We start from the raw sequence: 12,455 nt of genomic DNA on the forward strand, positions 1-12,455 counted from the left end.
GCGCCAGCAGGTGATCATTGATGTACTTGGCACATTATACCAAGAGATTTATTCCTGAATTTGATGCGGAATGTCGGCAGTAAAAAAATAATCGACGATTAAGTGATGGAAATAGCAAACGAACTTCGTAGTGTATATGGAAAAACTAAGAAGCAGGTAGGTCGTTTATTCCTGAAAAGGCGTGTTGTTTTTTTGCGTTTTTGGATGAGTATTACCTTTGTTCAGCGATGTTATTTTTTAGCAACCAGCATGCTTTTGGGGTGGTATGCTTCTTATTATTTTCTATCTGTTTTTCTTACTGCTATTGAAGCCGCTTGGCGTTGTGCGGTTTTGGCATCCAAAACACTATCGGTTTGCCACCTCTACCACATTGGCAAGACTAGCATGGACACGGGGCGTGGCGCTGCAGTTAGGAGTTTTAGCTAGGCAGTTGGGCTACTCTCTGAATTTAGTAGTGAAAGTGCTAACCCTTTAATAAGCATAGAAAACGTAACGGAAAATGAGCTTGAAAATGGTGAAGCGCAACTTACTAAGGAACAGGAGGAAGATATTTCTGAGTTAGAAAAGGATTTAACCACGCTACTGACTATAACGGTTCAAGAAGTAAAAAAGCCCGCATGTAGCAATCTACATGCGGGCTTTTAAATCTATCGAACAACTGCTTAAAAGCTAGCGTTGCCCGGTGTACGTGGGAATGGGATCACATCACGTACGTTTTGCATGCCAGTTACGTATGCTACAAGACGCTCGAAACCAAGACCGAAACCTGAGTGAGGTACGGTGCCGTAGCGGCGAAGGTCGCGGTACCACGCGTAGTCTTCTTTCGATAGGCCCATTTCGTCAAGGCGAGCATCGAAAACGTCTAGGCGTTCTTCACGCTGTGAACCACCGATGATTTCACCGATACCCGGCGCAAGTACATCCATTGCTGCAACTGTTTTACCGTCGTCGTTAATGCGCATGTAGAACGCTTTAATATCTTTCGGGTAGTTTTGCATGATAATTGGCGCACCAACGTGCTCTTCTGCAAGATAGCGTTCGTGCTCAGAAGATAAATCGATACCCCATTCAACAGGGAATTCGAATTCTTTGCCGCAGTTTTGCAGTATTTCGATAGCGTCAGTGTAGTCCATGCGAACAAAGTCAGAGCTTACTAACTTTTCTAAACGCTCAATGGCGTCTTTCTTAATACGCTGAGCAAAGAACGCCATGTCGTCAGGCAGTTCTTCAAGCACGGCCTTACATACATACTTCAGCATGTCTTCAGCTAGTTGTGCTACGTCTTTCAATTCAGCAAACGCCACTTCAGGCTCAATCATCCAAAACTCGGCGAGGTGACGAGATGTGTTTGAGTTCTCTGCACGGAACGTAGGGCCGAAGGTGTACACCTTAGACATAGCTGTACAGTAAGTTTCAACGTTAAGCTGACCTGATACCGTAAGGTAGGTTTCTTTGCCGAAGAAATCTTCTGAATAGTCAACATTACCTTTGTCGTCGCGTGGAAGGTTCATCATATCAAGGGTTGATACGCGGAACATTTCACCTGCACCTTCCGTATCGCTTGCCGTTAGAATAGGCGTAGAGATCCAGAAGTAACCTTTCTCATGGAAAAAGCGGTGAATCGCCTGAGACAAACAGTTGCGAACACGGGTTACCGCGCCGATAACGTTAGTGCGTGGGCGAAGGTGCGCATATTCGCGAAGGTACTCAATGCTGTGACGTTTAGCGGCCATTGGGTAGGTATCAGGGTTTTCTACCCAACCCAAAACTTCAACGTCAGTCGCGTCAATTTCAACGGCTTGGCCTTGGCCCTGAGACTCTTTCACTGTACCGGTAACCGATAATGAGCAGCCTGCTGTTAAGCGCTGGATATCGGCATAATTTGACAGAGAATTTAGCGCAATAACTTGTACAGGATCGAAGCAACTACCGTCGTGTAGTGCAATAAATGATAACCCCGCTTTAGAGTCGCGGCGTGTTCTTACCCAACCCTTTACGGTTACCGATTCGCCAACGGCGTACTTACCTTTAAGTACGTCAACTACGGGCGCATGCGTCATGTTAATTTCTCCGTCTTACTAATTTTATGTTGTTGCTTACTATTGAGTCATTTTCAACAACACAGTGCATTAAACTGTGGATGTAAAAATGCACTAAAATTTGCTTTATAGTCAATGTTTTTGGATTGCCATGCCGATAACTTACTAGAATCTGTATTAGCTTTTCGCTTTTCAAATAGGCATTTCGCAATTCGCTTGGTGCCAAATATAAGCAAAATACAGATCGAAACATGACTTGGTGATGTAAAAATAACCAATGAAATACAATCCAATAGCACGCTAGTATACCCAACATAAAGCGGGATGCCAGAGAACAGAGTGACAAATGGGAAATAAAAATGATTCGAACACGCCAGTGTCTCAGCAAGCACAAGAACCGAGTGCTACGCAAAGTGACGCTGACCGTTCTAACGATGCCGAAAATGAGAGAAGTTCTATGACTTACGAGCAACTTGCAGAGCGACGTTCAACGCCCCGTTCTAAAACGCCTTTTTATAAGGTGATGCTTGGGTTAAACATTGTTGGCTGGGTTGGCATGGTTGTCGTACTCATACTGTTTCACTATGCGCGCCCTGACTTTATCAGTGGCGTGCAGCAGTACTGGGGAATAAAAGGCGATACCAGTTGGTCTGAAAGTCATTTGTCGGCCATGACCATCATGCTGCAGGTATGTTTGATCGTGAGTTTGGTTAGCATAATTATGCGTGCCAGAAGAAATCGTCGTCAAAGCGATAGCTTTGGCATAAACCTATTCATTCTATTTGCTATTGCGGCGATAAGCCTAATCACGCTGGCTACCACACTGGGCCTGTAAATAGAGAAAGCGCTCTACATGCAGTGCACGACAAAAATATAACTCAAGGACAAATAACAAAGCCTTGTAAGTAGCGCTTTCGGCAAACGGTGTTTATGTCACTTGATGGGTTTGCTGTGAGCTTCCCATCAAGTGAGCGATGCATAATAAGCGTTATTATTTACAAGGCTTGCGGCAATAACTTAAATAAAAGCTGCTTGGATAAGCCAGTACGTATAGGCCGCGTAGGCCAGCACAAATGCTCCGCCCTCCAGACGGTTTAAACGTCCTTGGCGCTTAATGCCAATACAGAAAATGAATAGGGCAATGGTTGATGCGAACATCACCATAACGTCGCGGTATAAAAACTCAGAACCTACAGCCATTGGCTGAATGGTGCCTGCAATGCCCACTACCGCCAAGGTGTTGAACATGTTAGATCCGATCACGTTACCAATGGCTAAATCGTGTTCGCCTTTCTTCACCGCCATTAGCGATGATGCAAGTTCTGGTAACGATGTACCAATTGCGATAACCGTCAACCCGATAATAGTATCGCTAACACCGAAGAAGGTGGCGACTTCTACCGCGCCCCATACCAGCATACGCGAGCTTGCAACTAGCAATAAAAGCCCCGCAATCAACCACATTACGTGGGTTTTTACTGTACCTTCGTTGCTATTAATCTCTTCATCGTATTCGTCGGCGAGGGCGTCTTTGTCGCCTTTCATGCCGTGATAAATACTCCAAGAAAGCAGAAGCACAAACAGTCCTAACAAAGAGAATGCGTCGTCTTTCGAGATATTTAAGTCCCACACCTGCCATGCGGCAAAGAAGGTGATGCCAAGTAAAACAGGCAGCTCTTTCTTAATGATTTCTGATTTAACCGCAATAGGACTAATGATTGCGGTAAGGCCAAGGATTAACAGGATATTGGCGATATTAGAGCCATAGGCGTTGCCCAGCGCTATGCCAGAGTTGCCTTGAATAGCTGCAAACACTGAAACGATGATTTCAGGGGCCGATGTACCAAACCCAATAATGAGCATACCGATGAGCAAGGGGGAAACACCGAAATGATTGGCTACCGATGCGGCACCACCTACAAACTTCCCTGCGCTCCAAAGCAAAACCGGTAATCCGATTAAAATAGCCAAGCTGGCTAATAACATACGTACTCCTTAAACCATTCGTATCTTGTTTGCTTACTTCAATGTATAGGCAAACTCAATAAACAAAAGTCGTTTCAATCTATTCAAATGCACATTAGTTTTTGTTGTCTTAACGATGAAAAAAAGCCGTGCTGATAATGCTATGCAAATGATGAGTAAAGCGTAAACTCAGCGCTACTTTAATCGTGTTTGTAAATTGAACAAACACAGTAATAATTGTAACTGACAACACACTATTTAGAAGCGAATTACATGCACAATACACTGATTGTTACTGATGATGTTACTCCTTTTTGTAACACAGCTTTAACCGTGCTGACTTTTCAAGATTATCTTGCTGAGTTTCCAAAGTTGAACGAGCCCAAAACACGCGTTATCAACATTTGTGATACTACGCGTTACTTAAGCGAAGGGTACTATTGTTCACTTTTGGCTCAGGCACGTAATCACTCTGTATTGCCTTCTGTAAATACCATTAACGATTTACGCATGGCGGAAGAGAAAAGTATCGATCGCATCGTCTTCTCTTTGTCGGTATCTCAAGACAATACGGAAATTACTGATGAGCCTATATTAGTACTTTTCGGCGAAGTGAAAGATCAGCGCTTTAAGCGTTTGGCGCGCCAAGCGTTTGAAAAATACCCGTACCCTGTTTTGGTGTTAAGCCCAACAGTTACCGATACGAAAGTGTCGCCTAAAACCACGGGTAAAGTACAAATTGAAGGCTTTGCAAGCGTACAGGCAAAAGCGTTTAAGGACTTAAACGCCAAGCAACAAGCGCGTTTCATTGAGCAATTAGAAGCACATACCAAAATACAGTGGAAGGCTGGTAAAACGAGCAAACGTACTCGTTGGGACATGGCCATTTTGGTTAACCCTGAAGAGAGCACGCCGCCTAGCGATGAACGCGCCATTAAAAACTTTGTTAAAGCAGCTGAAAAAGTGGGCTTTCGCGCAGATGTGGTGAGTCGCCTGTCGCAAGAAGAATTGGGTCACTATGATGCATTGTTCATTCGTGAAACGACGGCGATTGACCATCATACTTACCGTTTAGCGCGTGCCGCAGAGCGAGAAGGCATTGTGGTTATGGACGATACGCAGTCAATTCTGCGCTGTTGTAACAAAGTGTACTTGCAGGATGCGTTTGCTTATCAGAAAGTGCCAGCGCCGAAAGCGACGTTTGTATCGAGCGCTACTGATGAAGTATGCGAAAAACTCATAGCTGACTTTGGTTTGCCGCTTGTTTTAAAACTGCCAGAAAGCTCGTTTTCCCGCGGCGTGCATAAAGCTGAAAATAAAGAAGCGTTAAAAACGCGCTTAGAACAAATGCTGGCTGAATCGGCACTTGTTTTGGTTCAGGAATATATATTCACTGAATTCGACTGGCGAATTGGTGTATTAGGTGGCAAACCTATTTACGCTTGCCAATACTTTATGGTCCGCAACCATTGGCAGATATACAACCATCAGGGAGACCGATTCTCTTCGGGTGGATTTGCCACAATGCCAACATTTGAAGTGCCTAAGCCGGTGTTACAAGCTGCTATCAAGGCCGCTAAAGCGGTGGGTGACGGCTTGTATGGTGTAGACATCAAGCAAACCGGCAATGCAGTTTATGTTATTGAAGTGAACGACAACCCAAGTATCGACTCGGGTGTTGAAGACAAATATTTAGGCAAAGAACTGTACGAATTAATTATGCAGGAATTTGCTGACAGGTTGGAGCAAAGAGGGCGATGATTACATCGGCTGAGCGAGTAATTGAAGTGAATAATGCAAGTCCACAGGAAAGCGCAAATCGTGCATATGGTCTAGCTGAGGGCGCATCTAATACTAAATCGACAAATGGTGCCGGTGTGCCTTCTACGCAGTCGAGTGTAGTGCTACGCGTTGCGACATTACACGATCTTGCTTCGCTTCAGCACATTGAGCAAACTTGTTTCACCACCGACAGGCTAAGTAAAAGTCGTTTCAAATTTTACATTGATGCCCAGCACGCAGAGCTTATTGTGGCCGAGCGTGAGCCGTCGGCTTCAAGTTCTAACCTCGACAAAAATAAGCCGAGTGTAAATAGCATTGTTGGCTATGGACTGTTGCTGCTGCGTCGTGGAACGCAGCTCACTAGACTGTATTCTATCGCAGTCTTGCCTGAGGCGAGAGGGCTTGGCGTTGCTGAAAAGCTCATAAATAGCTTGGGGGAGCGGGCACTTTTGCGGGGAAAGCGATTTATGCGCCTAGAAGTGGCAGTAGGTAATGCCGGCGCCATTGCTCTGTATAAAAAATTAGGGTTTAGTCAGTTTGGTATGTATACCGATTACTACGACGATCACACTGACGCATTACGTATGCAAAAAGTGTTGGTGCCGAGTAAGTCAGTTAAGCCAGAGGTTTATCCGTGGTACCAACAGACGACTGATTTTACCTGCGGTCCATCAGCATTAATGATGGCAATGTGTGCATTGAACAATCGCTATGAAATGACCCAAGAAAAAGAACTATCGTTGTGGCGTACTGCTACCACGATATTTATGATGTCAGGTCATGGCGGTTGCCACCCGGTTGGATTAGCGCTCGCCGCGGTAAACGAAGGTTATGCAGCGAAAGTGGTCATCAATCAGGATGTCCCGCTTTTTGTTGATGGCGTTAGAGATACTAACAAGAAAGCGATAGTCGAAAATGTTGAGTCGCAGTTTATGGCAGAGGCACGTAGGAAAGGCATTTCTGTTGAAATCTCTGACTGGCGAGTTGATGTTATCGACCAAACCCTTAAAGCTGGCGGGGCAGTATTGTGCTTAATCAGCACATACGCGTTCGATAAGAAAAAGGTTCCCCATTGGGTTGCGGTGACTAGCTGCGATTCTCATTGCTATTATCTGCACGATCCAGATGCGAGTGAGGGGCAGCCTGTCGAGTATCAACACATTCCGGTTGCCCGCGAAGACTTTCTAAGGCTTGCCAGCTATGGCACGCGTAAAGTAAGAACATTAGTATTCCTTAAAAAGAAAAAGTAACACGAATTTTTGCTTAGGCCTGAGGCACGGAGAATGCTTGAGGCCTCACACCACTAGTCCGCGAGGATAAATACCCACTTAACGAAACTTAAAATAGCCATAACCGTGGCGTGTCATGCAGGTATTAGTGATGAACTCGTGTAACGTTAACCTTTTTATTTAGCGTTTTAAGTTGTTTTACTAATTGAGAAAGCTCTTTCACCGAACCTGAATAATCAATGTGCTTATTCATTTCCTGGCCCTTCACAGCACTTCTATAAAGCGCCTCACTTTCAAAACACGCAGTTTGCTCATTAAGCGTGTTCCATTCCGCTTTTAGGTCGCTTGGAATACAGTGACGTTTTGCAATAATTTTGTCTTTTATTTGCAACACTTTCCCGATTAATAATTGCGCATCTGTTGGCATAATAATATCTCCTGTATAGCTTTTTGTGTTTAAGTTGCTGTTTATCAAAGGTATTAAGTGTTTACTTTGATAGGCGTAGTGTAAATTCAGCAACATCTCAACACACACTCTTAATAAGTGTTGCAGCAAAGATGCCAACTCTTACTAGATGATGACTTAGAACACGCCAAGTGTGCCTAAATGCGGATCGCGACTGTTGAGGCTCACTAGAGCGAGAAAGAGAGCGAGGAAAAGAGATGAAAAGAAAACGAGGAAAAGCTATACGAAAAAAATAGCTAAGCCGGCTGACGGATAGAGAGAGGCCCGAGCGATTCTAGTGCATGCCGTGTATAACGCCTTGAAATCTCAGGCAATGAAATACCAAAGCCATGCAGCTCATTAAGATCTAATGTGTTGGTTTGGTGGGACTGGTAGAAGTGGCTTTTTAAAAAAATAATAAACCACGTATTAACAAGATAAACCCAAGTGCTATTTATAAGCGTAGCGTTTGGGTTTATTTTTAATTTTCTTAACCTGACAATAGCAGAAGTGTGGCGTCCAAATTAACAGATTAAGTAAGATAGCGGTAACAAGGCTGAACACAATTGACGAAGGCGTTAGTGGGACAGAGGGGCTGAAATTATCTAACACGCGCTTGAGCGTACCATATTGAGAAGGCGAGGCCATAAACACAAGCTTTTCGAAGTAATGACCGTGCTCTAGCTTCCTCATGCCTTGCTCTAAAGTGGTGATCTGGGCGAAGCGTGTGGCTTTCATCGAGGCATTCTCTCGCACAACTGGCTCACTGTTTTTCTGTAAGCTTTCAAGCATGGCTTCAACCGAAGAAAAACCATGCTGCTTGGCGAGCGCTGACGAACTAGAAACTTCATCTCTCAGTGCATCATAATAACCATTGAGGTATTGACGATAATGATCCGCCAAGATGGGGACTTGAAGTGTAATGATAAACAAGACTGCAAATACAACTTTATCTAAAACACGTACTATCATTCAAATCTCGCTATAAACACTCTGCATTAATGATCTAATTAGTGACCCGCTTTAGAGTTGAATGTTCACTCTATAACAAAACTAACATCAACCCTCGGGCCAATTGACGTCAACTGGTGGTTCAAAACTCATATTTCACCCAAGAAGATAGTTAGCGTAACAATCTCACACACTATTTCAAGGCGGTGTAAATTGCATGGGTCAGCTTACTTAACTGCTCGGAAGATATAATGTACGGAGGCATAATGTATACCAATTTCCCGAATGGCCGTATCCACACGCCATGTTTCACAAAATGGCGTTGAATTTCGGCAACATTGACGGGATTTACCGTCTCGACTACCCCTATAGCACCTAACACCCTTACGTCAGCGACTCTCGGCAAGTCTGCACATTTTGCCAATTCGGCTTGTAATTGTTTCTCAATAGCAGGAACTTGTTGCTGCCAATGATTTTCGTTAATTAGCGACAGACTGGCATTGGCCACCGCGCAGGCTAACGGGTTGCCCATGTATGTGGGGCCGTGCATAAATACGCCAGGCTCCCCTTGGCAAACCCCTAAAGCCACGTCTTCGGTACACAAGGTCGCGGCCAGTGTCATATAACCACCCGTAATCGCTTTACCCAAACACATGATGTCAGGCGAAATACCTGCATGCTCACAAGCGAAGAGCTTACCTGTACGGCCGAAGCCAGTGGCAATTTCATCGCAAATCAAAAGTACGTCGTAGGTATCGCAAAGCTGTCGGCAGCGCTTTAAGTATTCGGGGTGATAAATACGCATGCCGCCTGCGCCTTGAACAACAGGTTCTAGGATAAGGGCTGCCATCGTGTGGTGATGCTTTTCAAAAATCTCTTCAAGTGGAAGAATGTCATCTTCGCTAAACGTTTGGCCAAAGCGAGTTTGAGGAGCGGGCGCAAAAATCTGCTTGCTTAGTACACCCTCAAATAAACTATGCATGCCGTTAACGGGATCGCACACGCTCATTGCAGCGAACGTGTCGCCATGGTAGCCATTGCGCGGCGCGACAATGCGTGACTTCTCTGAGCGCCCCTGACACGCCCAATACTGAATCGCCATCTTTATCGCAACTTCAACAGACACTGAGCCAGAGTCTGCTAAAAATACACGCTCTAAACCTGCCGGCACCATGTTCAGTAACGATTTACACAAATCTACCGCCGGCTGGTGGGTAATACCGCCAAACATAACGTGAGAAAATGCGTCAATTTGCTTGTGCGCAGCATCGTTGAGTACAGGATGGTTGTAACCGTGAATAGCTGCCCACCAGCTAGACATGCCATCTACTAGCACTTCACTTGTGGCCAAGGTAAGTTCAGCGCCTTTTGCACCAACTACTTCATAGCAGGGAAGGGGATTAACCGCCGAGGTATAAGGGTGCCAAATGTGTTGTTTATCAAATTCTATATTGCTCACAAAATAACCATTGGTAAAGGTTTTAAATTGGTCAGAGTTGACAACTCGATATTGGGCCATAGACTAAGCCAGCGATAATAATTAGTAAAGGACAGTCAATGACGCTGGCTAGTGCGCCTTCTGCGCAAACGACAACTATTCGAAACGATTGGACCAAAGCTGAAGTCGAAGCTTTGTTTGCCATGCCATTTAACGATTTACTGTTTAATGCCCAAGCAGTGCATAGACAGCATTTTAATCCGAATGAAGTGCAGGTCAGCACGCTTTTGTCGATTAAAACCGGTGCTTGCCCTGAAGACTGTAAGTACTGCCCGCAAAGTGCTCGGTATGATACGGGCCTTGAAAAAGAACGATTACTGGAAATTGAAAAAGTCATCCAGCGTGCGAAAGAAGCAAAGCAAGTGGGCTCAACCCGTTTTTGTATGGGGGCTGCTTGGCGAAATCCACGCGACAGAGACATGCCTTACATTTTAAAAATGGTTGAAGAGGTGAAAAGCTTAGGCTTAGAAACCTGCATGACGCTAGGTATGTTGACCCGCGATCAAGCTGTGGCCTTAAAGCAAGCGGGCCTTGATTATTATAATCACAACCTTGATACCTCTCCGGAATACTACGGCGATATTATCACGACCCGTACTTACCAAGACCGATTGAATACGTTAGAGAACGTGCGTGCTGCAGGCATGAACGTTTGCTCTGGGGGAATTGTTGGCATGGGAGAAACGGTGAGCGATCGCGCTAGTATGTTAGTGCAATTAGCCAACCTTCCTGAGCAGCCTCAAAGTGTACCTATTAACATGTTGGTTAAAGTAAAAGGTACGCCACTCGATAGTGTAGAAGACTTGGACTATTTTGAGTTTATCCGCACTATTGCCGTTGCTCGTATTATGATGCCTAAGTCACATGTGCGCTTGTCGGCAGGCCGCGAAGCAATGAACGAACAAATGCAGGCGCTTTGTTTTATGGCAGGCGCGAATTCTATTTTCTATGGCTGCAAGCTGTTAACCACGTCAAATCCAGATACCCATGAAGATGTAATGCTGTTCAAAAAGCTTGGTATTAATACTGAGCATACAAGGGATTACTCAGACGAAGCACATCAACAAGTGTTAGAAGAAGAAATTGCCCAGCAACAAGAACAAGCCGACGACAGGAACGACTTGTTTATTGATGCAACCAAGCCTAAGGTAGCGCCAAAGAAACAGCATTTAACGGAGGCGTAATGGCCTTTCACTGGTTAGACGATTCGCTGAGCGCGCGTACCGAGCAAGGCTTGCTGCGCCAGCGCCACTGCCAACAATACGAAAAAGACAGCATTATTTGTATTAACGGTGAGCACTACCTTAATTTTTCAAGCAATGACTACCTAGGCATGCGCCAGCATGAGGGTGTATTGCAAAGTTGGGTTGAGGGGCTAGCGCAATTTGGTGGTGGCAGTGGTGCATCGCCTTTGGTAACTGGGCACACACAGGCTCATTTGGCGCTAGAAGCCTACATTGCCGATGGTTTAAACCGAGAAGCTGCGCTGTTGTTTAACTCTGGCTTTGCCGCCAACCAAGCACTGTGCATGGCACTTTTTCCTCACATGTCTCACCCGAATAAAAGCGCGAGAGCAGGGCACATCATTGCTGATAAGCTCATGCACGCTTCGTTTTTAGAGGGCGCACAATGTGTATCTGACAGCGCTAAGCTTCGCCGTTTCAAGCATAACGATCTAAGTCATTTAGAGAGCATGCTATCAAACGTCTGTCACAGCCAGATATCCGATGCGGTTGGTAATTCTGATGCAAACCAGCAAGACATTCTGATTGCCAGTGAAGGTGTGTTTAGTATGGACGGTGACGTAGCGCCTTGTGAAGATATCGCTGAACTGGCCGCTAAATATAATGCATGGTTCATGTTAGACGATGCACACGGTATGGGTGTATTGGGTGAAAACGGCTTCGGCACAGCAGAAGCACTAAACTTAAGCCAGCAACAAGCGCCTATTGTTATGGGAACATTTGGCAAAGCAGTGGGCACGGCCGGCGCCTTTATTGCGGGAAGCCAAACCCTAATTGATTATCTGGTGAATTTTTCTAAACATTATGTGTATTCCACTGCCATGCCACCAGCACAAGCGGTCGCGACCTTGTACTCTCTTACACATATCGCCAGTGATACTGCCCGCCGCGAAACGCTGCATAACAATATCGCCTATTTCAGAGACTCGTTTCAAAAGCGCTTTGGACAGACACTTAATACAAGCGAGAAAGGCGATGCATCAATTGAAATCACTTTGGGGCAGTCGCAAAGCGCGATCCAGCCCATTATTGTTGGTAGCCCAGAACGTGCAGTTGCACTAAGTGAGGGGCTAAAGCAGCGCGGTATCTGGGCAACGGCTATCAGGCAGCCTACTGTACCGAAAAACCAAGACAGGCTGCGTATAACGCTTACGTCAAATCATACATCACAAGATATTGACGTATTGCTTGATGCCCTAGAGCTTTCACTTAATAACTTTCTGTTAAGTGAGACTTCAGTAGAAAAAGAATCAGACAGCGCTGTGAGTACTCCTGACTCTGTAAGTAAAAAAGAGATGTAAC

The 12,455-nt window shown here is 45.2% G+C and carries 10 protein-coding genes; 5 read left to right on the forward strand and 5 right to left on the reverse strand.

From position 1 onward, the window contains the following. Positions 1 to 662 precede the first annotated feature (662 nt). Complete coding sequence (gene asnS / locus NO989_RS13570; RefSeq protein ID WP_014948897.1) at positions 663 to 2,060, reverse strand: asparagine--tRNA ligase; 1,398 nt, start codon at positions 2,058 to 2,060, stop codon at positions 663 to 665. Positions 2,061 to 2,385: 325 nt separating this feature from the next. Between asnS and NO989_RS13575 the strand changes: the two genes are divergently transcribed. Continuing rightward, the gene (locus NO989_RS13575; RefSeq protein ID WP_156086151.1) at positions 2,386 to 2,874 is read left to right on the forward strand and encodes a hypothetical protein; all 489 of its coding nucleotides are present in this window, start codon (positions 2,386 to 2,388) and stop codon (positions 2,872 to 2,874) included. Between the two features lie 182 nt (positions 2,875 to 3,056). On the opposite strand, the gene NO989_RS13580 is transcribed toward NO989_RS13575, so the two are convergent. Then, positions 3,057 to 4,025, reverse strand: a complete 969-nt coding sequence (locus tag NO989_RS13580; RefSeq protein WP_014948899.1) for a calcium/sodium antiporter — start codon at positions 4,023 to 4,025, stop codon at positions 3,057 to 3,059. A 252-nt stretch (positions 4,026 to 4,277) separates the two neighbouring features. On the opposite strand from NO989_RS13580, the gene NO989_RS13585 reads away from it, so the two are divergent. Both NO989_RS13585 and NO989_RS13590 read left to right on the forward strand, forming a co-directional pair. Further along, positions 4,278 to 5,765: a RimK family protein gene (locus tag NO989_RS13585; RefSeq protein ID WP_371342738.1), complete on the forward strand. Its 1,488-nt coding sequence runs from the start codon at positions 4,278 to 4,280 to the stop codon at positions 5,763 to 5,765. Continuing rightward, a complete protein-coding gene (locus tag NO989_RS13590) occupies positions 5,762 to 7,036 on the forward strand; it encodes a GNAT family N-acetyltransferase/peptidase C39 family protein (RefSeq protein ID WP_156086153.1) in 1,275 nt (424 codons plus the stop codon). The genes NO989_RS13585 and NO989_RS13590 overlap by 4 nt, the downstream gene beginning before the upstream one ends. A 124-nt stretch (positions 7,037 to 7,160) precedes the next feature. On the opposite strand, the gene NO989_RS13595 is transcribed toward NO989_RS13590, so the two are convergent. From NO989_RS13595 to bioA, 3 genes are all read right to left on the reverse strand, one after another. After that, a complete protein-coding gene (locus tag NO989_RS13595; protein WP_039233500.1) occupies positions 7,161 to 7,442 on the reverse strand; it encodes a hypothetical protein in 282 nt (93 codons plus the stop codon). 468 nt (positions 7,443 to 7,910) lie between these two features. After that, on the reverse strand, positions 7,911 to 8,432 hold the full coding sequence (locus NO989_RS13600) for a DUF2937 family protein (protein ID WP_014948903.1): 522 nt from the start codon (positions 8,430 to 8,432) through the stop codon (positions 7,911 to 7,913). Positions 8,433 to 8,604: 172 nt separating this feature from the next. Beyond that, positions 8,605 to 9,930 (reverse strand): adenosylmethionine--8-amino-7-oxononanoate transaminase, encoded by a 1,326-nt coding sequence (gene bioA, locus NO989_RS13605; RefSeq protein WP_371342739.1) that lies wholly within the window; start codon positions 9,928 to 9,930, stop codon positions 8,605 to 8,607. Between the two features lie 38 nt (positions 9,931 to 9,968). Between bioA and bioB the strand changes: the two genes are divergently transcribed. Then, the gene (bioB, locus tag NO989_RS13610) at positions 9,969 to 11,093 is read left to right on the forward strand and encodes a biotin synthase BioB (RefSeq protein ID WP_371342740.1); all 1,125 of its coding nucleotides are present in this window, start codon (positions 9,969 to 9,971) and stop codon (positions 11,091 to 11,093) included. Then, positions 11,093 to 12,454, forward strand: a complete 1,362-nt coding sequence (locus tag NO989_RS13615; protein ID WP_371342741.1) for an aminotransferase class I/II-fold pyridoxal phosphate-dependent enzyme — start codon at positions 11,093 to 11,095, stop codon at positions 12,452 to 12,454. The genes bioB and NO989_RS13615 overlap by 1 nt, the downstream gene beginning before the upstream one ends. Position 12,455 lies beyond the last annotated feature (1 nt).

It is taken from the genome of Alteromonas sp. DY56-G5 (assembly GCF_041414725.1).
GTDB lineage: Bacteria > Pseudomonadota > Gammaproteobacteria > Enterobacterales > Alteromonadaceae > Alteromonas > Alteromonas macleodii.